Source organism: Rothia sp. ND6WE1A, from assembly GCF_001683935.1.
GTDB classification, from domain to species: Bacteria; Actinomycetota; Actinomycetes; order Actinomycetales; family Micrococcaceae; genus Rothia; species Rothia amarae.
In genome coordinates this window covers 106,199-127,041 of the sequence record NZ_LXTU01000051.1, presented here as the reverse complement: position 1 = coordinate 127,041, position 20,843 = coordinate 106,199, and the positions used below count along the sequence as shown (strand labels likewise).

18 protein-coding genes are annotated in these 20,843 nt (G+C 50.9%); 14 read left to right on the top strand and 4 right to left on the bottom strand.

The features are described 5' to 3' along the window. Positions 1-21: 21 nt before the first annotated feature. On the bottom strand, positions 22-1,065 hold the full coding sequence (locus A7E48_RS06830) for a nitronate monooxygenase (protein WP_068171263.1): 1,044 nt from the start codon (positions 1,063-1,065) through the stop codon (positions 22-24). A gap of 88 nt (positions 1,066-1,153) precedes the next feature. Between A7E48_RS06830 and A7E48_RS06825 the strand changes: the two genes are divergently transcribed. Then, positions 1,154-1,702 (top strand): HIT domain-containing protein, encoded by a 549-nt coding sequence (locus A7E48_RS06825; RefSeq protein ID WP_068171262.1) that lies wholly within the window; start codon positions 1,154-1,156, stop codon positions 1,700-1,702. Positions 1,703-1,704: 2 nt separating this feature from the next. Here the strand turns inward: A7E48_RS06825 and A7E48_RS06820 are convergent, their stop codons facing one another. Next, positions 1,705-2,940: a hypothetical protein gene (locus A7E48_RS06820; protein WP_141669398.1), complete on the bottom strand. Its 1,236-nt coding sequence runs from the start codon at positions 2,938-2,940 to the stop codon at positions 1,705-1,707. 21 nt (positions 2,941-2,961) lie between these two features. Between A7E48_RS06820 and A7E48_RS06815 the strand changes: the two genes are divergently transcribed. The 10 genes from A7E48_RS06815 (at position 2,962) to A7E48_RS06770 (ending at position 14,249) form a co-directional block, all read left to right on the top strand. Next, positions 2,962-4,263 (top strand): Mur ligase family protein, encoded by a 1,302-nt coding sequence (locus tag A7E48_RS06815; protein WP_068171259.1) that lies wholly within the window; start codon positions 2,962-2,964, stop codon positions 4,261-4,263. Continuing rightward, on the top strand, positions 4,263-4,994 hold the full coding sequence (locus tag A7E48_RS06810; RefSeq protein WP_068171258.1) for a type 1 glutamine amidotransferase: 732 nt from the start codon (positions 4,263-4,265) through the stop codon (positions 4,992-4,994). The genes A7E48_RS06815 and A7E48_RS06810 overlap by 1 nt, the downstream gene beginning before the upstream one ends. A gap of 132 nt (positions 4,995-5,126) precedes the next feature. Next, on the top strand, positions 5,127-5,885 hold the full coding sequence (locus A7E48_RS06805) for a YebC/PmpR family DNA-binding transcriptional regulator (RefSeq protein ID WP_068171255.1): 759 nt from the start codon (positions 5,127-5,129) through the stop codon (positions 5,883-5,885). A 12-nt stretch (positions 5,886-5,897) separates the two neighbouring features. Then, positions 5,898-6,587, top strand: a complete 690-nt coding sequence (gene ruvC / locus A7E48_RS06800) for a crossover junction endodeoxyribonuclease RuvC (protein WP_068171252.1) — start codon at positions 5,898-5,900, stop codon at positions 6,585-6,587. Between the two features lie 26 nt (positions 6,588-6,613). Continuing rightward, entirely contained in the window at positions 6,614-7,234 is a 621-nt protein-coding gene (gene ruvA / locus A7E48_RS06795; RefSeq protein WP_068171250.1) for a Holliday junction branch migration protein RuvA, read from the top strand. Positions 7,235-7,261: 27 nt separating this feature from the next. Continuing rightward, positions 7,262-8,317: a Holliday junction branch migration DNA helicase RuvB gene (gene ruvB / locus A7E48_RS06790; protein WP_068171248.1), complete on the top strand. Its 1,056-nt coding sequence runs from the start codon at positions 7,262-7,264 to the stop codon at positions 8,315-8,317. Between the two features lie 97 nt (positions 8,318-8,414). Continuing rightward, positions 8,415-8,870, top strand: a complete 456-nt coding sequence (yajC, locus tag A7E48_RS06785; RefSeq protein WP_068171245.1) for a preprotein translocase subunit YajC — start codon at positions 8,415-8,417, stop codon at positions 8,868-8,870. Positions 8,871-8,935: 65 nt separating this feature from the next. Further along, positions 8,936-10,648, top strand: a complete 1,713-nt coding sequence (gene secD, locus A7E48_RS06780) for a protein translocase subunit SecD (protein ID WP_068171243.1) — start codon at positions 8,936-8,938, stop codon at positions 10,646-10,648. 2 nt (positions 10,649-10,650) lie between these two features. Further along, positions 10,651-11,721, top strand: coding sequence for a protein translocase subunit SecF (gene secF, locus A7E48_RS06775; protein WP_083147253.1), 1,071 nt, complete (start codon positions 10,651-10,653; stop codon positions 11,719-11,721). Between the two features lie 128 nt (positions 11,722-11,849). Then, entirely contained in the window at positions 11,850-14,249 is a 2,400-nt protein-coding gene (locus A7E48_RS06770) for a bifunctional (p)ppGpp synthetase/guanosine-3',5'-bis(diphosphate) 3'-pyrophosphohydrolase (protein WP_068171239.1), read from the top strand. 2 nt (positions 14,250-14,251) lie between these two features. On the opposite strand, the gene A7E48_RS06765 is transcribed toward A7E48_RS06770, so the two are convergent. Beyond that, a complete protein-coding gene (locus A7E48_RS06765) occupies positions 14,252-15,043 on the bottom strand; it encodes a type IV toxin-antitoxin system AbiEi family antitoxin (RefSeq protein ID WP_068171235.1) in 792 nt (263 codons plus the stop codon). Positions 15,044-15,171: 128 nt separating this feature from the next. Next, positions 15,172-16,458, bottom strand: coding sequence for a DUF349 domain-containing protein (locus A7E48_RS06760; protein WP_068171232.1), 1,287 nt, complete (start codon positions 16,456-16,458; stop codon positions 15,172-15,174). Between the two features lie 510 nt (positions 16,459-16,968). Between A7E48_RS06760 and hisS the strand changes: the two genes are divergently transcribed. From hisS to dtd, 3 genes are all read left to right on the top strand, one after another. Continuing rightward, a complete protein-coding gene (gene hisS, locus A7E48_RS06755) occupies positions 16,969-18,318 on the top strand; it encodes a histidine--tRNA ligase (RefSeq protein ID WP_068171229.1) in 1,350 nt (449 codons plus the stop codon). An 83-nt stretch (positions 18,319-18,401) separates the two neighbouring features. Next, the gene (gene aspS / locus A7E48_RS06750) at positions 18,402-20,174 is read left to right on the top strand and encodes an aspartate--tRNA ligase (RefSeq protein ID WP_068171226.1); all 1,773 of its coding nucleotides are present in this window, start codon (positions 18,402-18,404) and stop codon (positions 20,172-20,174) included. Positions 20,175-20,364: 190 nt separating this feature from the next. Then, positions 20,365-20,799, top strand: coding sequence for a D-aminoacyl-tRNA deacylase (dtd, locus tag A7E48_RS06745; protein ID WP_068171223.1), 435 nt, complete (start codon positions 20,365-20,367; stop codon positions 20,797-20,799). Positions 20,800-20,843: the final 44 nt, after the last annotated feature.

The window sequence follows — 20,843 nt, the reverse complement described above, 5'->3', positions numbered from 1 at the left end:
CATTAAGTCCATAAATAGAGATTATAAATTTGGATTTGAAGAAAGTATTCTTTTAATTACTTCAGGCACTGAGGTATTTCTTAGATTATTTAGACCAGTTCCGCTCCACAGATTAATCAAAGATTCATCCCCAGCTTTCTTTGCTGCAGTCCGCAACGGCGCCGTCAAATAGTGCAGGTGCGGATAGACAGCTGGAGCAATCTCATCGAACTCGCGCACGAAATCGTTCACCAAAGCTCTCGCCGGTCTACCTGTGAAAGCGCGAGTTATGCGGGTTGCCGAATACTCAGGGTTTAGCAGAGCTTTCCGATACACCTCGTTAGTTCCAGCTTCTTCGCACAGCAACAGCAAACTGCCTACTTGTACGGCCACAGCTCCCAAATCGAGAAGATGTTTCACGTCTTCGGCACCGCTCACTCCACCGCCAGCGACCAGGGGCAAGGCACATACCTCTCGAACTGCTGGAACCAGCTCCTCCAAAGGAAGCTCGTTTACGTCGTCTTGCACCCGAAAAGTCGACTGATGCCCACCGGCATCCGGCCCCTGCACGGCTTGAAAATTAACGCCCCTCGACGCTGACAATTCCGCATCGGCAACTTTGGTCACTGTCACGCCAACACACGTTCCCACAGACTGTAACCGCTGAATCGTTTCAACCGTGGGACAACCAAAAGTAAAAGTAACCACGGGAACGGGGTTCTCTACGAGCCAATCCACATTTGCCTGATAGTAGTCAGGGATATCTAACTCATATTTGAGTAAGTCCACACCAAACTTTTCCCCGACAGGTGCAAGCGCTTCGCGATACTTCAGAAGAAGAGCCTCAGCATCTTCGGGATTTTCACCAGGTTCTGTAGGAGAGAAGAGATTTACTCCGAATGGCTTATCGGTGAGTTTAAGAACAGCTAGAACATCCGCCTCAATCTGTTTGGGTGAATAATATCCAGCTGCCAGCATGCCCAATCCGCCCGCATTAGATACTGCGGCAACCAGCTCTGGCGTGGTTGGTCCACCAGCCATGGGTGCTCCGACTATAGGGGCGGTGAGATCGTCATAACTAAACATCTATATCCTCAGTTGGGAATCGAACGATTCATTTTCCACTCTACTGGGTCTTATTTCACTCTTTAACCAAGCCACGTAGAATATTTCTATGGAAACTCCCGAATACACCACCGATGACTTCGAACTCCCCGGCGTCCCCGATGCCTTTCAGCGACTCTGGACGCCGCATCGTCGCGCTTACACCAGCGGCGGGCAAAAGGACTATGACGAAAACAGCTGCCCTTTCTGCACAGCACCTTCGCGCTCAGACGAAGAATCACTCATCGTTCATCGTGGGGAACACGCCTTCGCTTTGCTGAACCTGTATCCCTACAACCCTGGCCACCTATTGGTAGTCCCATACCGCCATATTCCTAACTATGACGACGCAACCGTTGAAGAAGCCAACGAAATCGCTGCCATTACTCAGACCGCGATGGGGGTTCTCCGCAAAACAAGCCGGGCGGCAGGGTTCAACATCGGTATGAATCAGGGAAAAATTGGGGGAGCGGGCATCGCCGACCACCTACACCAGCACATTGTGCCGAGATGGTCAGGCGATACGAACTTCCTCCCGATTGTGGCAGGCACCAAAACTGTGACTCAAACGCTCAGCGAGATTCGCGATTTGTTAGCAGATGGGTGGCCTACCGAATAGGTTTAGAAAAGCGAACTCTGCACATCTGGTTGCGCTGAAACGTCCCAGTGGGGGAGCATCACGCGGTTCGTCAGATCCGCAAGATTGAGCAAGAACTTCACCTCGGGGTCACCAAAATGTGCCACGAGGAACTTGCCGGTGGCCCCCACCACGTGGAAACCATTTGCAGCATTCCACAGAGACGGGTACGCGGGGAGTGATTGCCCTGAATCGGAAAGAATTGACTCATACGCTGGCTCCATCGCAGGGGAGGGAGCCCAGGGTTCGTCAATCATTTGTTCTTTGTCGATGACGGCGTCAAAGGCATCCAGCGAAGCTTCCATCAGCGCCCAGTTCGCCAGTGAGACAGCTTTTTTGTGCTCTGCTTTAATATCCGCAGTCGAACGCGGGTTGGTCCACGCCTTGAACTTAGTGGAAACAAGTTTGCCTTGAACGAGTCCTGCCTCCTTGGACACCAAATCTTCCCATACGCGCACCTGTGCGCCGTCCTTGGCGTGGGCAACATAGGTTGCCAGTGCAACAGCTTGTTCATCTAGGCGGCGGGGCTTTGAAAAGAGCGAAGAAGTACCTACTTTCGACGTACCGTCGGGGAAGGTTGCGATATACAGCCAATGCTCCAAGTCTGCATATGCCTGTGCTGCTGGCGCCAACCGTGCGCCGCGGTGGATACCGTGCATAGCTGAGAACTCATCGCGAGCCTCACACCGGGCACACTGTTTGCCTTTTTCGATGAGCGCGTGTTCGGGGCAAGGTACGGTTTCGAAACCTGTTTCTTTCTCCATTGCCCGTGCATATCCTGAGCAATATTTTGAGGTAGGAAGCCCCTCTGTTTCCAGAGCTTCGGCACGGGTGTCAATGCCGATAAAGGCACCCGGCTCCAAACGAGTGCGCTTCAATTTACCCAGCGGCACACCATCAACTACCGGTTCGATGACGGCGGTGGGCACACGGTCCACCCATTTGAGGTCGCGGAAGATGATGGGGTGCTGGTGATTCTCGGGATAAAGCAGGTTAGACATGATGATTAGCTTATCGGAGTAGAAGAAGACGTGCATAAAGACCTCGTTTTCTTTCCAAGCGGGCGTAGAGCGCGCAGGGATGGGAAGTTGACTGGATGCTGACAGCGTGCCTGTCGTTGAATGCGACTTGCGAGTTTTGCGAGCGAAGCGAGCAATGTCTGAGCTGGAGCATTGCGACGACAGGCGCGCAGCTATCCCATAGCGTGCCTCTTGTCCCACGTCGTCTTTTAACCCGCTAAAATGAAACGCATGTCCAGACCTGTTACACGACTCATTGGCCAGGGCGTTCGTTACGCCACTAAATTGCGCGGCGGAGGTTCAGCTTTCCCCGGCCTGGTGATGGAGAAACTTCACCCAGATTTCGTTGCTGAAGAATTAGCTAAGCTCCCTCGTGGGGTGGTGGTTGTTTCTGGCACGAACGGGAAGACCACCACCACCAAGATGGTCGTGCAACTTTTGGAATCGCAGGGGCTGAAGGTTTTCACGAACCGCACGGGTTCTAACTTTGTGCGCGGTGTTGCCGCTGCTTTGCTAGGCGAGATGAACTTGGCGGGCAAGCTGGATGCGGACATCGCCGTCCTTGAGCTGGATGAGGCGCATGCGGTTCATTTTGTGAAGCGTGTGAAGCCTCAGCGTGCTTTGCTGCTGAATGTTTTGCGTGATCAGCTTGATCGCTTTGGTGAGATTGATACTACGCGTCGCATGCTGGCACACGTTGCAGGGGCAACCACCGGCACCGTCATTCTTAACCGCGAGGACCCTCGCATTCGCTCTCTGGCGGAGAACGCTCCTGAAGGAACTGCCGTCAAATACTTTGGTCTCTCCGAAAAACTGCGCAAGATGTTCCCCTCAGACGACGACATGCGCGCTGCTGAATCACCCGTTAATACGGCACAGCTCGCCCCTGAGCTTCCCGCAGCAGATGTACTTCTTAAAGATTTCGCGGGCACTTCAGCTACTTTCCAGCTGGGCTCGGAAGAGCTTAATGGCACCATTAACCTCTACGGTGTGTACAACATCTTCAACGCCGCTGCTGCAATGGCGCTGACTTTGGACGTCATGGGCGACGACGCCGACCGTAGCGCCCTCATGGCAGAGCTTGCGAACATCACTCCGGCTTTTGGTCGCGGTGAAACTCTCACGGTGAATGGCCAGACCCTTCAGCTTCTTTTGGTCAAGAACCCTTCGGGTTTCCGCCTCTCCTTGGCGTCAGCAGATGCTCGTGATTACGCCACCATGATTACCATCAATGATGCTTATGCAGACGGCCGCGACGTCAGCTGGCTCTGGGACGTTGACTTCCACTCGTTGCAAACCGGGGGAGTGAATATGGTATCGGGCGTGCGTGCCTATGACATGGCGCTCCGTTTGGAACACGAAGACGTGCCAGTAGCCGCTGTTGATGAAGACCTCGATTCAGCACTTGACCAATTCATCAAGAACTCCCAGGGCAAGCCTATGCGCATTTTCTGCACCTACACTGCCATGCTCGCCATCCGCAAGAACCTCTCCAAAATTACAGACGTGGAGGAAATCTCCTAATGACTTCCAATTCAGGCAAGAGCCTCAAAATCGTACAGCTTTACCCCCGAGATATGAATATTTACGGAGACTGGGGCAATACTCTTTCCCTGTCCCGCCGAGCTAAAGCCCACGGTTTTGACGTTGAGATTGTGGATTACAACCCTGAAGATTCTTTCCCCACCGATGCCGACATTATTGTGGGTGGCGGTGGTCAGGACTCTGGGCAGAGCGTGATTGGTGATGACCTCCAAAGTATTGCTGCCACTCTGCGCGAGATGGCAAAAAAAGGTACTCCCATGCTCGTCATCTGCGGTCTGTATCAGTTGTTCGGAAAAGAGTTCCGAACCATCGGCGGTCAGGCGCTACCCGGCATCGGTATTTTTGATGCAGTCACTGTGGGCGGCGAAGAACGTCTCATCGGCAATATCGTCGAAGAATCTTCTGAATTCGGCACCATTATTGGCTATGAAAACCACTCAGGTTTGACAACCCTCAGCGGTACTACCGAACCGCTGGCTAAAGTAACTAAGGGCGAGGGCAACAACAAGGACGACGAATTTGAGGGCGCGCGCGTCCATAACGTTGTAGGTACCTACCTTCACGGCTCTCTTTTGCCCAAGAATCCTGCCATCTCAGATTTCTTGATTCAGAAGGCGGCTGAAAATAAATACGGTGAATTCACCCCCGCCACAATTAACGATGAACTGGTAGAAAAAGCCCGCGTGTCCGCATCTCAGCGTCCCCGCTAAGGCTCCGCTCGTCCTACGGTCACCGAGCTAACAACTCAAAAATCAGCTGAGTACTGTACGAAGTATTACAATGGAAGCCGACTTACCAGTAAAAATTTGCGCTGATGCGCCCCGATACGAAAGGCAGGCCCCATGTCAGGTCACTCCAAATGGGCAACAACCAAACACAAGAAAGCTGCAATTGACGCTAAGCGCGCAAAGGCATTCGCTAAATACATCAAGGCTATCGAAGTAGCAGCTCGCATGGGCGGCGCGGATACCTCGGGTAACCCGGCACTCGATTTGGCTGTTTCTAAGGCGAAGAAGAACTCTGTTCCTAACGACAACATCGATCGTGCGATTAAGCGCGGCGCCGGTCTCACGGGTGAATCCATTGAGTACACCGAGATTATGTATGAAGCTCGTGGTCCGCAGGGAACCGCGCTGTACATCGAATGTTTGACCGACAACCGCAACCGCGCCGCAGCTGAAGTTCGTACCGCAGTTACGCGTAACGGTGGCACGATGGCAGATGCGGGTTCTGTTGCATTCATGTTCGAACGCAAGGGCGTTGCTGAAGTAACCAAGACTGACGGCTTGACTGAAGACGACGTCCTCATGGCTGTCCTTGATGCCGGCGCTGATGAAGTTATCGACGACGGCGACGTCTTCACCGTTGTATCTGAAGCAACCGACCTTCCCGAGATTCGTAAGGCTCTTGCTGAAGCTGACTTGGATTACAACAACGATGACCCCGTATTCCGCCCCACTATGAACGTGGAATTGGACGCCGAAGGCGCACGGAAGTTCCTCAAGCTTGCAGATGCAATTGAAGAATTGGACGACGTTCAGAACGTCTACTCCAACGCGGATATCAACGAATCCGTCATGGCAGAACTCGAAGAAGACTAGGACTAGTACATAGTGCCTTCTTCAAGCACAAAGCGCCCGGAACTTTCCTCTATTGCGAGAGTTCCGGGCGCTGCCCGTATTCTAGGCGTTGACCCCGGTCTGACTCGCTGTGGTTTTGGACTGATCGATATGTTGCCTAATCGCAAGGCAAGCTTTGTGAACGTTGGCGTTGCCGGCACTATCGCGGCGGAAACCCTGGATCAGCGTATCCTCACCATCTTTCAGGTTGCTCAGGAGTGGTTGGATACCTATCAGCCGGATGCCTTAGCTATTGAACGAATCTTTGCCCAGGAGCAGGTTAATACGGTCATCGGCACCGCTCACGCGTCGGGCGTCGTCATTGCAGCTGCAGCCAGCCGCGGTATCCCCGTATATTTTCATACTCCCTCAGAGGTAAAAGCAGCGGTGACTGGCTCTGGTCGAGCGGATAAGGCATCGGTGGGACGAATGGTCACGCGCATCTTAGGGTTGGATGTTATGCCCAAACCTGCAGATGCCGCCGATGCTCTCGCCATTGCGATTTGCCACGGCTGGCGTGGAGGAACCACCGGTGGGGCAATTGATACCAGCGCGGGCGTCCAGACACACCAGGGCTCACGACCTGCAGCACAACAACGGTCTACCGTTATGACTCCTGCTCAGCGGGCTTGGGCGGAAGCTGCGGCTAAAACTGCTCGGAAAAATCCTCGAAAGTGGAATTAGTACATATATTCGAATAGGATAAGAGCATGATTAGCTCCCTCACTGGTAAGGTCACGCATGTTGGCCTGGATAACCTCATCATTGATGTCAACGGTTTCGGTATGTTCGTCAATGTCCCCCCGCAGACAGCTAGTTCATTACGGACGGGGGAGCAGGCCACCATTCTTACCACCATGATTGTGCGCGAAGACTCTATGACGCTGTACGGGTTTTCTGAGCCGGCAGAGAGAGAAGTCTTTGACCTGATGTTGACCGTTTCAGGGATCGGCCCTCGCATTGCGCTTGCAGTGGTAGCGGCGTTGACTCCTGCAGAAGTATCTAAGGCAGTGGCAACTGGGGACGATAAGGCATTTACCAAAGTTTCGGGTATTGGCCCTAAGGGCGCCCGCAGAGTCGTGCTAGAACTTGCCGGCAAGCTTATTCTCACTGACCAAGATTCAGACCAGTTGCCTCTTTCCCACGATGTTGCGTGGAAGCCACAGGTTCTTGATGCTTTGATGGGACTAGGCTGGACTGAGCGCGACGCCGTGGCTGCAGTTGATTCGTTCGTTGAATCGAATCCGCAGTCCGAAACCATGGGCGTTGCACAAGCGCTGAAATCAGTTCTGGCAACCCTAGGTTCGCAGCACTCCAACACTCGCCACTAATCTTCATCTGAGGAATTTTTTCGTTCTATGACTTCACAACCCTATGACTTCAATCAAGCGCCCGGTCAAGTTCCTGGTCAACGCTTGGTCGCTATGGAAGAAGAGCCAGAGGAAAAGATGATTGAGGCGGCTCTGCGCCCTAAATCTCTTGATGATTTTGTGGGCCAGCAGCGGGTACGTCGTCAGCTCTCTCTGTTACTAGAGGCTTCTAAACTCCGCGGACGTAGCGCTGACCATGTGCTTTTATCTGGTCCTCCCGGCTTGGGCAAAACCACTCTTTCGATGATTATTGCCGCTGAGATGGATGCGCCCCTGCGTATCACCTCCGGCCCTGCAATTCAACACTCAGGTGATTTAGCAGCAATTCTTTCTTCACTCACCCCCGGTGAAGTTCTTTTCCTCGATGAAATTCACCGTATGTCACGCCCTGCAGAAGAAATGCTGTATATGGCGATGGAAGATTTTCGCGTAGATATCGTGGTCGGTAAGGGCGCTGGCGCTACCTCTATTCCGTTGGAATTACCTCCCTTTACCTTGGTAGGAGCGACGACGCGCGCCGGTTTGCTACCGGGACCTCTGCGCGATCGTTTTGGTTTTACCGGGCATTTAGAGTTTTACTCTTCAGTAGAACTTGAAAGTGTACTGCGGCGGTCAGCAGGTCTGATGGAGATGAATATTTCCTCGGAAGGCTATTCGGAAATTGCCGGTCGATCCCGAGGAACGCCACGTATTGCTAACCGTTTGCTGCGTCGAGTACGCGACTGGGCGTTGGTTCACGGGGTTGATCGTATTGAAGCTAGAGAAGCTGCAGCGGCATTGGATATGTATGAGGTGGATGCACGAGGGCTCGACCGTTTGGACCGTGCCGTGCTTGAGGCGCTCATACATAAATTCGGCGGAGGACCCGTTGGGCTTTCAACCTTAGCTATAGCTGTAGGTGAAGAAGTAGAAACAGTGGAAACTGTGGCGGAACCTTATCTCGTACGCGAAGGGCTCATGGGTAGGACGCCACGAGGGCGAGTCGCCCTGCCCGCCGCTTGGGAACACCTGGGGCTTGAAGCTCCTGAGTTTCCCACCCTCTAGTTGCGAAAGCGCTTAAACTAACTCACCCAAAGCCAGGGATAATTCAGAATTCTCCACTACGATAGAGCCTGAAAGTATTGTCAATGCCTAGGGATATATGCTGAACTCCATCGAAAATCTGCACGCTTCATCAGTTCTCAACGCCGCTGAAGGCGGTGGAGCTGGCGGAAATAGCCTCTTCATGATTCTGCTCATGGGCATATTCGTGGTGATGCTGTTCATTCTGCCCGCGCGTCGTCAGCGAAAAGTTCAGCAGGAACTCAAACAGCGTCAAGATCAGCTGGTACCTGGTACCCGAGTGATGACTAACTTTGGGCTGTTCGGCTCTGTCGTTGAAGTAAATCGCGATGAAAACTATGTTCTCTTGAACATTGCCGCAGACACCGTGGTGAAAGTTCACCTTTCTACTGTCACCACCTTGGTCGATGAAGAAAAACAGAACGAAAGTTCTACGGAAACCTCATCAGTTGTAGAGCAAGAAACTGCGGTAGAGCGCGAAGGCGGAGCCTCCTCTATTGAATTTCCGCAAGAGCGCGACAATCGTCATCAGTAAAGAAATTTTTCCAAGCAGGTGTGCCCCACGCGGTGCACCTGCTTTTGTTGAAGTAAAGGGGCAGTATGGCTAAACGAAGCCCGCTGGCTAAGTCGAGAGTTGCGTTAGTTTCTATGGCAGCTCTTATTATTGTGCTCTGTGCCGGTGTTTTTGGTTCTACCTTCTCTGGCGGATCTTGGGGGACTAAGCTCGCGCTTGATCTCTCCGGTGGCACACAAATGGTTCTCTCGCCGCAGGTTGTTGGCTCAGAGTCAGATACCGTCAACAGCGATCAGCTCAACCAGGCGGTTGAAATTATTCGCCAACGTGTTGACGGCGCAGGCGTTTCGGAAGCGGAAGTTTCCACGCAGTCGAATAAGAACGTTGTGGTTTCTGTTCCCGGTAATCTCGATGCTAAAACTCGCGAGCTTATTCAGGCGTCTGCTCAGATGGATTTCCGCCCGGTGCTAGTATCGGCTGCTCCTGGAAAAGTTGCTGATGATCAGAAAACGCCTGAAAAGGAATTGCCTAAGGGCGATAAGAAGCCTGAAAATGCGTCTGACCAGAACTGGATTACTGCAGATTTGTGGCGCCAGTTTGAAAATACTGACTGTGCTGCCGCAAGTTCAGATAAAGCAGAAAACCAAGATCCCAAAAAGGCAATCGTTGCCTGTTCTGAAGACGGCTCAGAAAAGTTTATTCTCGGTCCCGTTGAGGTAAAGGGCACTGATATTCAGGATGCTTCACACTCACAGGTCTCCAACAGCAGTGGTGTATCTACTGGCCAATGGGGCGTTAATATTCAGTTCAATGAAGTTGCAAAGAAGAAGTTTGAGGAAGTTACTACACGCCTCTATTCCTTCTACGGAGCCAACCAGCAAGATGCCCGTGCGCGGTTCGCCATTATGCTCGATGGCAAGGTGCTGTCTTCTCCCGTGGCTCAGGCAGTGATTACAGACGGTAAGCCTCAAATCACCGGTAATTTTACTGAAGAAAGCGCAAGTGCGTTGGCTGAGCAGCTCAAGTACGGTGCTTTGCCCATTAACTTCACTATTCAGTCTGAACAGCAGATTTCAGCTACATTGGGTGCGGATCAGCTGAAGATGGGTCTTATCGCTGGCTTAATCGGCTTGGTTTTGGTATTTATCTATTCGCTGTTCCAGTATCGGTTGCTGGGATTTGTAACTATCGCTTCGCTAATTGTTGCAGGGTTGATTTCGTATCTGGCGATTGTTTTGCTGGGTTGGTCTATTAACTACAGGCTTTCATTGGCAGGAATCGCCGGTCTTATTGTTGCAGTGGGCCAAACGGCTGACTCCTTCATCGTTTACTTTGAACGTATTCGAGATGAGATCCGTGAAGGTCGTACCATCCCTGCGGCGGTTGATCATGGCTGGGTCAGTGCTCGCAAGACTATTTTGGCGTCCAAGGCAGTAAACCTATTGGCTGCTGTTGTGCTGTATGTGGTTTCTGTCGGATCAGTGCGTGGATTCGCATTTACCCTCGGTTTGACAGCAATTGCCGACCTCATCGTCGTCTTCCTCTTTACACATCCCATGCTGAGCCTGCTGGCGCGTACCCGTTACTTCGGCGAAGGACGCCGCCACTCGGGTTTGTCTCCTGAATCGTTGGGTGCTGTTCCGTTGTATCGCGGTGCCGGTCGTATTCGAAAACCTGAAGACTCGGATGGATTGACCATTGCTGAACGACGGCGAGCTGCAAGAGCGCAGACACAGCAAGCATCCAGTGCAGGGTCGGTTCCCACTGAATCAACTGGCACGAAAGAAGCGGGGGAGTAATCGTGGCTAATGCACTTTCAACATTTGGTAATGATCTGCATTCAGGGAAGCGTTCCTACCCCTTCGTAGGTAAGCGAAACGTGTGGTTGCTTCTCGCAACGCTTTTGGTGGTTCTCTCTATCCTTGTGCCAGTGGCTAAGGGTGGATTTAACCTGGGTATTGATTTCCGTGGTGGGTCTGAATTTACGGTCTCCTCCGTTGAGAATGAAGACCCTTCGGTGGGTGAGAAAATTATTGCTGAGAAAGCTCCTGAAGCCCACGACGTTCGGGTCACCAATATTGCACCCAATACTATGCGTGCACAGATGAGTACTCTCACCGATAGCCAGACTCTTGATGTTAAGAAGTCTTTGCAGGACGCTTACGGTGTATCTGATCAGGACGTCACGTCGTCGTTCGTTGGCCCTACCTGGGGTGCGGACGTTACTCGCCAGGCTTTTGTCGGTCTGATTGCATTCGTGATTCTTGCGTTGATTGGTATGGCGCTCTATTTCAGAACATGGAAGATGTCGCTGTCAGCTATCGCTGGTTTGCTCTTTACTGTGGTTATCACCGTTGGTATTTATGCACTCGTGGATTTTGAGATTACACCCAGCGCGATTATCGGCTTTCTTACGATTTTGAGCTATTCGCTGTATGATTCGGTGGTAGTTTTCGATAAAATCCGTGAAAATACCGAGGGCTATTCAGAGCAGAAAAAGCGAACCTTTGGCGAACAAATCAATCTGGCGGTAAACCAGACTTTGGTGCGTTCTATTAATACGTCGGTTGTAGGTGTTCTACCCGTGGGTGCTATTTTGTTCATCGGAGCGTTCATCCTGGGTGCAGGTACGTTACGGGATCTATCCCTTGCGCTTTTCGTCGGCATTATCGTAGGTACTATCGGTACGATTCTTGTTTCCGCCCCTATGTACGCGGCATTGCGCTTGAGCGAAAAGAAAATCAAAAAACATGATCAGTACATTGAAGATATTCGTTCTGGTCGGGTTAAAGAAGAAGATGAAGGAGATCATTCCTCCGACAGCGATGGCGGTTCGGTAAGGATTGAAGTCAATCCCGTCAATTTGGGGTAATAAGACTTCTTCCTTCTCAATAGCACTTTCATGCGGTGGTCATATTTATATGGCCACCGCATGTGTGTTAGAAAGAACAGCGGAGCGGAGGTATGATTAACGCCATTAAGAGTGGGAAGGACTCGTCGATGTCGGATTCACAGCACCCCGTCGAGAAGATGGTCGATCAGAAACTATCCGAGAGCATCGGAAAGAAATCTCCCCGCGGATCACACCGGGTGATGTCTGCTGGGGAGAGGATTCCAACCCGCCATGTTTTTGGCAGAAGAATCCCCAATCAGCAGGATCAGTTGCGCCATTATTCTCCCGTTCTAGCTCCTGTTATCAGAACAGTAAAGAAGTATCATCCAGAAGAAAATCTGGAGATTCTTCAAAAGGCATTCACCGTTGCGAATAAGTACCATCAGGGTCAAAAGCGTAAGAGCGGTGACCCATACATTACCCACCCTGTAGCTGTTACAACTATTTTGGCGGAGATTGGTGCGACGGGGCCTGTGCTGGTTGCTGGCTTGTTGCACGATACGGTGGAGGACACGGATTACACCCATGAGCAACTCACCGCCGATTTTGGCGAAGAAGTAGCCTATCTAGTCGACGGCGTCACTAAGCTTGACAAGGTAGCCTACGGCGATACAGCACCTATTGAAACCATTCGCAAGCTTGTTCTTTCCATGAGCAAAGACATTCGTGTTTTGCTCATCAAACTTGCCGATCGCCTTCACAACGCCCGTACCTGGCGGTTTGTGCCAGCCCAGTCAGCAGCAAAAAAGGCTGAGGAAACGCTTAAGATTTATGCGCCTTTGGCACACCGGCTGGGACTAAACACCATCAAATGGGAGCTCGAAGACCTTTCGTTTGCTGCGATGTCCCCGGATATCTACCGCGAAATCGTACGCATGGTGGGGGAGCGAACCCCCAAACTGGAAAAGTACCTCGGGGAAGCCAAAACTACTATTGAAGAACGACTCTCCCGGGTTCACATCGATGCCACGGTGACTGGGCGACCCAAGCACTATTATTCGATTCACCAAAAAATGAAGTCAAAGAATAAAAGCTTTGACGAAATTAATGACATTTTGGCAGTACGTATTTTGGTGGAAGATGAAGACACCTGTTACGCGGTGCTCGGTCATGTTATGTCGCTCTGGCACTCTGTGGCGGGCAGGTTCAAGGACTACATCAAATCTCCAAAAAATAATCACTATCAGTCACTACATTTGACGGTGAATGGTCCTGGCAACCTTCCGCTCGAGATTCAAATCCGCACTTATAAGATGCATGAAGAAGCAGAGTACGGTGTAGCGGCCCACTGGCGCTATAAAGCTGCTTCCCGCGGTGAAACCGTATCCAACGGGATTTCTACTAAGGATCCAAAGACGCATAATGCCGCTTTGAACGTTGGAATTCTGCAGAATATTGCAGAGATTTCGAACTCTAACCCTGAGTCTGAAAAATTCTATGAACTTTTAGCAGATACGTTGGAGACCGATGAAATTGTTGTGCTCACACCTCACGGTGAACCTATCACTCTAGCTACGGATTCCACCCCCGTTGACTTCGCCTATGCAATTCATTCCGAGGTAGGAGAGAAAACCATTGGCGCGAAGGTCAATGGACGCTTGGTGCCGCTCCATTCACGGCTGAATTCAGGCGACATGGTTGAGATTCTCACTACCCGCGATGAAAATCAAGGGCCAAGTGAGGATTGGCTTAAGTTCGTACGCACTTCTAAAGCAAGAACCAAGATTCGTCAGTACTTCGCTAAAGGTCGCCGCCTAGAAGCAATTGATAAGGGTCGAGAAACCCTGACTAAGGCTATGCGCCACCATGAGCTTCCGTTAACTAAGATGATAACTCCTCAAATGTTGATGGAAGTCGCCCACGAGTTTAACAAGAATGACGGCGCCTCCCTGTACCATGCCCTAGGTGAGAACGAGATTAAGGCGCAGGACGTCATCGACGTCTTCGTCAAAATCTACTATGGGGAAACAGATGATCGTGAGATCGAAGCTTCAGAGTTCGATGAGGACATGTTCTCCTCGCATCAGCAGTCACCGGATAACGGCATTATCGTTCCAGGCGCTGACGGTGTGCTTACTAAAATTGCAAAGTGCTGTAACCCCGTACCACCAGATGACATCATTGGAATCGTGACTAAAGCTCACGGTATTTCGGTGCATCGTACAGACTGCCCCAACATGAAAAATGTTGACTCTGAACCGCGAGCCACTGAAGTGGAATGGGCGCAGGATTCGTCTGCGCTCTACCGAGTGATTATCCAGGTTGAAGGTATTGACCGGAAATCACTACTCATGGATCTGGTGCGTGTGATCGCTGAAAATCAAACAAACATTGTGGACGCGCGAGTCCTCACTAACGCCGATCGATTTGCTATCAATCGCTTTACTCTGGAACTTCGCGATCGTCACATGCTGGAGCATTTGCTCAACGTCATGCAGAACGTCGAAGGGGTTTATAAGGTATACCGGATGACGGGCGCTAAGCCTGTTCGCGAGAAAACTAATTGATATTAGAGCTCTCTGAATCTTGCTTTATCTGAGGCTGGCTCAGCTGTGTTGAACTGATTTTGTTTATCTTCAAAATCTTGAAGCCATTGCTGAGCCCTTTCTCTATTTCTGATGTATTTCGTTTCTTTCAGGACATAGAGCAGGGTGGATGTACGGCACCCATTGTGTGCACCGTCCGTAAGGATATCTTCGAGAAGCTTTTCTTCTGAACATTCTAGTGAGGCTTCTCCAACTGTCAGCAGATCAAGGGCAATCTTCCGGGGTGTTGCTATATAGAGCTTATCTAGCTGTACATAGTCAAATGGAGTGAAATGTACCTGGCGAAATCTCATATGTTCTCGACCAGGTGTAGTGCGATTGATACGGCAGCTTCTCTCAAAGTCGACGTAAAGCAGAGGCGGGCGTTGATGCAGATAACCCCAAATCCAAGCTGCAGTTAGCCGTGAGATTCTCTGATTCCGCTTCGCTAAAACGGGTTCGGCGCTTTGAATTGCTTGAGCTTTCAAGAGGGGAGTGAGAGTAATGTGGGGCAGTGTATACATGTTCTTATAAATATGCTGCAGCTGATGATCTTTAATCAGCCGTTCTTGCTCACCTGTGGAGCGAGCTATTTGTTGAATATCAATGAGCTTTTCTTGAGCTTGCTGAATCACCACGTCACTAAAATTCCCCTCGGAGAATTTTGCCTGCTCAGGAGGGAGCAAATGCATACGCATGAGCTGCTCATTTCGGGAATTTGCCCGCGCCATTAAAGGGTAAGGAAGATTTTGCAGAATTGAAACAGAGTTGGTCATATCATCATTCTGCGCTGATTCGGTGTCTTGATAGACAAAGATGCGGTCACCCTGTGGATAACCGCATCTTTATGTCTTTCGCAGTTCAATTAGTCAAAGTATGACCTGTGAAACTGTGGAAAGCTTATTTACGAGCCCAAGTTAGCTGAGGATGCCTTCAAGGTTTCTAGCCACTGACGACGAGCATCCAGTGCGTCCTGTGCCTTTTTGATGCGGCGAGCATCCCCGCTAGCTTCTGCCTTCTGCAAATCTTTTTCAAGACCGGCGATAGCGTCTTCTAGCTGGGTGAGCATTGAGTTCGCGCGTGCTTTCTTTTCAGGATCAGACTTGCTCCACTTGGCACTTTCTGCCTGGTGGATTTCGTCCTGTACCTTCTTCAGCTCGCCTTCAACACGACGCAGTGCGTTACGGGGAACTCGTCCGGCAGCATCCCAACGGTCCAATATGTCGTCAAGCTTAGTCTTCGCCTGCTTCAGATTGGTTACAGGCAAGAGAGCACGTGCTTCTTCCAGCAGAGCTTCTTTTACCGTGAGGTTCTGCTCGTATTCCTTATCCAATTCAGCATTGGCTGCGTTACGCGCGTCAAAGAACTTATCCTGTGCGGCGCGGAATCGTGCCCAGAGGGAGTCATCTTCTTTGCGGGACGCACGGGGCGATTCCTTCCACTTGTCCATCAAGCTGCGGTACTTGGCTGAGGTGTCTGCCCAGTCAGTGGAAGTTGCAAGGCTTTCAGCTTCAGCAATAAGTGCTTCTTTGATGCGCTTTGCTTTAGCGTTTGCCTCATCCAACGAAGAGAAGTGGGCGCGGCGATGCTTGTCGAAGGTGGTGCGAGCTGCACGGAAACGTTTCCACAGCTCGTCTTCTACAGACTTTGGCAGGTGATGCTTACGCTGGGTCTCTTTCCACGCGTCAAAAAGTTCGTTCATGCGCGAGTGAGAGTTTTTCCAGTGGGTTGTAGCGGTATCTTGGACCGCAATTGCTTCAGCTTCGGAGACAATTTCCTCGCGAGCTTTCAATGCAGTTTCCTGAGCCTGAGCTTTATGAGCTTTCTCAGCTTCTTCAAGCTCTGCAATTTTTGCGGTCAGTGCAATCAAACGCTCCTGCAGGTTTGCGTAGTCACCGACCATATTGCGGTTTGCTACCTGTGCGCCAAGCTGTTCTACAGACTTTTGTAGGTCAGCGGCAGGTGCGCCGCGTTCAACTCGTGCTTCAAGTAGTTCAACCTGTGATTCAACATTTTCAAACTTGCGAGCAAAATAGCTCAAAGCCTCTTCTTCGGTCGCTTCAGGAAGCTGACCTACGGCGTATTCTTCGCCTTCTACAATCACAAAAACGTGGCCGTCTTCTGTGACGCGTCCAAACTGACGTGCTTTTTCAAGATTAACCTGTGAGGTGTCGTCGGATTTTAAAGTCACCGCTAAAACTCTTTCACTTCGGGGCGCTGGAGCGCATTAAACAAAGAAAATCGCAAATAAAGTCTGATTCACTGCGTATCAGTGAATGCGAAACTTACTTTTGCGTATCTCAAATACTACCGGTCGCTATCGAATGTGAGCAATAGATTCGGTTGGATAAAACTTGATATGCAAAAGACCCGAGAGGAAGAGGTTCGCAGCCACCTCGTTCTCGGGTCTTCATCTGAGAGATACTAGGGGATTTTCTCTCAGTGGGGGACAAAAGTCCTATAACTTTTCCAGTTATGAAAACTGGAAATCAACAACACATTTTCATTGTCCCCTATTAAGTGGTTTGACGCAAACCGAGATTCTCTCAGGGGGAAAGATAAAAATTGGATACCTCGCCATCTGGAGAAAAGCACGGGCTCTCACACTGCTGCCCAGCCTGTCCGGTATCCGCCGTACGTTATTCTTATAGGGAATATAATCAAAATCTGCCAATCTACGGTTTTACATCAAGGAGTGAATATGGCTCGCAAAGCTTCACTATCAGGTTTCCCCGAACTACTTCCCGAGGAACGCTTGGTAGAGAATCATGTACTTGATACTTTGCGCGAGACCTTTGAACTTCACGGTTTTTCAAATATTGAAACCCGATCGGTAGAAACCAAAGAGCAGCTCTTGCGCAAGGGCGAGATTGATAAAGAAGTTTACGGAATTTCCCGTTTGCTCGATGAAAACTCGACGACTAAATCAGAGAAGGAGCAGCTGGCTCTCCACTTTGATCTCACCGTACCTTTTGCCCGCTATGTCGTCGAAAATGCGGGGTATCTGAACTTTCCCTTTATGCGTTATCAAATGCAGAAAGTCTGGCGTGGTGAACGCCCGCAGGATGGTCGTTTCCGCGAATTCACCCAGGCAGATGTAGATGTTGTGGGGGACGGCGCTCTGCCCTTCCGCTACGACGTCGAACTGGCACTGGTTGTCATTGAATCCTTGCGAAAGCTTGAAATCGGAGATTTCAAGCTTCGTGTTAATAACCGCAAACTCTCCGAAGGTTTTTATCGTGGAATTGGATTAGACGATACCGCCGGCGTTTTGCGTTCCATTGATAAGCTCGAAAAAATTGGTCCCGACGCCGTTGCACAACTGCTGAAAGACGAATTGGGCGCCAGCGACGAGCAGGCGCAAGCGGCGCTGAATTTGGCTCAGATTTGTACTGAAGACACCAGTTTTGTCGATGAAGTAAAAAAGTTGGGCGTTGAACACGCGCTGCTTGAAGAAGGACTCCGCGAGCTTGAAGAGGTTGTAGGTCAGGCAGCGAAACGAGCTCCCGGCAATATTGTTGCAGATCTTTCTATCGCTCGCGGTTTGGATTACTACACAGGAACGGTCTATGAAACTGTATTGGTGGGGCACGAGAAACTAGGGTCTATCTGCTCAGGCGGGCGTTATGAGTCTCTCGCATCAAATGGTAAGCGGAATTTCCCCGGCGTCGGTCTTTCAATCGGCGTTACTCGCCTGGTATCTCGAATCATTAGCCAAAAAATGGCTGAACCAACCCGTAAGGTGCCTTCCGCTGTTTTGATTGCTCTCACTAGCGATCAGACATGGTCGGACGCTCAGGACGTCGCTGATTCCCTGCGTCAGCGCGGGATTGCCTGTGAAGTCTCTGCTACTGCTGCAAAATTTGGTAAACAGATTAAATTCGCTGAAAAGCGCGGCATCCCATTCGTCTGGTTCGTTAGCACAAAAGAAGACGGATCCCTTAAACACGAGGTCAAAGATATTCGCTCCGGCGAGCAGATTGAAGCCGACCCCCAGCATTGGGCACCTTCAACAGAAGACCTTCACGTGCGCATTGAGGCAGCGCAATAACCAACTGCCTCTCAAGATTTTCGGTAGAATTACCACAAGATTTGAAAAGCTCCACCCAGTTGGAGTATTTGGAAAGGAAAAGAGTGCTACGCACACACACCCTTGGCGAATTAACCGCTAAGAACATTGGAGAAACAGTTACGCTGACCGGTTGGGTGGCACGACGCCGCGACCACGGCGGTGTTGCATTCGTCGATCTTCGTGATCGCGAAGGTGTTACCCAATGTGTTTTCCATAATGAAGAGGACTTCGATCACCTCCGCAATGAGTATGTGCTCAAGGTTACCGGCGTTGTTACCGAGCGCCCGGAAGGTAACGAAAACTCCAACCTCACCACCGGCGAGATTGAAGTTGAGGTCAACGAGGTTGAGGTGCTGAACACTGCAGCTCCCCTTCCCTTCCAAATTGATGAACATGTTGAAGTGGGGGAAGAAGCGCGTTTGCGATACCGCTACCTTGATTTGCGCCGCCCCGAGCCAGCTCGTTTGATGCGTTTGCGTTCAGAAGCTAACCGAGTTGCTCGCAACGTTTTGGCTGAGGACAAGTTCACCGAAGTCGAAACCCCCACCTTAACTCGCTCAACCCCCGAGGGCGCACGCGACTTCCTTGTTCCTGCTCGTTTGACTCCCGGCTCTTGGTACGCGCTTCCTCAGTCGCCTCAGCTTTTCAAGCAGTTGCTACAGGTAGGTGGCATAGAAAAGTATTACCAGATTGCTCGTTGCTACCGCGACGAAGATTTCCGCGCTGACCGTCAGCCTGAATTCACCCAGCTCGATATTGAAGCCTCATTCGTGGATCAGGAAGACATCATCGACCTCGGTGAGCGAATCGTTGAAGCTGTGTGGGGTTTGATCGATGTAAAGGTTCCTCGCCCTATTGAACGAATCACCTACAAGGACGCAATGGAGAAGTATGGCTCTGATAAGCCTGATCTTCGTTTTGGACTTGAACTCACCGAACTGACTGAATACTTCGAAAACACCACCTTCCGTGTGTTCAAAGCTCCCTATGTTGGTGCTGTTGTAATGCCCGGTGGCGCTTCTCAGGCACGTCGCACATTGGATGCATGGCAGGAGTGGGCAAAGCAGCGCGGCGCTAAGGGTCTTGCCTACGTTTTGGTTCAGGAAGACGGCGAGCTGACCGGTCCTGTAGCTAAGAACATCACTGAAGAAGAGCGCCAGGGTCTTGCAACAGCAACGGGAGCTCAGCCAGGCGACTGCATTTTCTTTGCCGCAGGTGAGGCAAAGGCATCACGAGCTATCTTGGGTGCAGCACGAGTAGAGATTGGTCACCGTACCGGTCTCATTAAGGACGGCGACTGGTCATTCGTATGGGTTGTAGATGCACCCATGTTCGAATCGGCTGCGGACGCCACCGCTTCAGGCGACGTGGCGTTGGGCCACTCAGCATGGACCGCAGTACACCACGCTTTCACTTCACCAAAGCCTGAATTCCTTGAAACATTTGATGAGAAACCTGGCGAAGCCCTGGCATACGCTTACGACATCGTTTGTAACGGCAACGAAATTGGCGGCGGCTCTATCCGTATTCACCGCAAAGACGTTCAGGAACGCGTTTTCAAGGTGATGGGTATCGGTGAAGATGAAGCACGAGAGAAGTTCGGGTTCTTGCTAGACGCATTCTCATTCGGTGCGCCTCCCATGGGCGGCATCGCTTTTGGCTGGGATCGCGTGCTTCAGCTCATTGGCGGTACCGACTCCATCCGCGACGTCATTGCATTCCCCAAGACTGGCAACGGCTATGATCCGCTCACCGCGGCTCCTGCGCCCATTACTCAGCAGCAGCGTAAAGAAGCTGGAGTTGATTTCAAGCCAAAGAAAGACGAGAAGAAGTAGAACCAGATTTCTTTTCTAAGTTTTTTTCATCAGTAAGAATCGGGGGCGCGCCTCTGGTCCGCTTCTGGAGGTCGCATACGACCGCCAGAAAAAGGCTAGACGGAGCCCCCGATTTTTCTTGTTTCGATAATCCTTGAAACAAATTTCACAAAGTTAGTCCGCATAGGCTGAAGAATTAAGGAGAAAAGTAATGCGTGTCATTCTACAACGAGTCAGTGAAGCCTCGGTTAAGGTGGACGAGGAGACAGTGGGCTCTATCACCGAACCCGGTATTCTCGCTCTCGTAGGGATTACTCACGAAGACGACGAAGCAACTGTGGAGAAACTCGCCCAGAAGACCTGGCAATTGCGAATCTTGGAAGACGAAAAAAGCTGCTCTGATGTGAACGCACCGATTTTAGCCGTTTCTCAATTTACTTTGTATGGAGATCCCAAAAAGGGACGCCGTCCGTCGTGGTCCAAAGCGGCTCCAGGAAATATCTCAGAGCCTCTATACAACCATTACGTTGAGCATCTACGTTCCTTAGGGGCAAAGGTTGAGACGGGGGTTTTCGGGGCGGATATGAAGGTCTCGTTGGTCAATGATGGTCCTTTTACGCTGATTCTTGATAGCGAACACCTCTAAAAAATCTGGTCTGCCCCATTAGAGTAAAAGTGTGAGTCAACCTT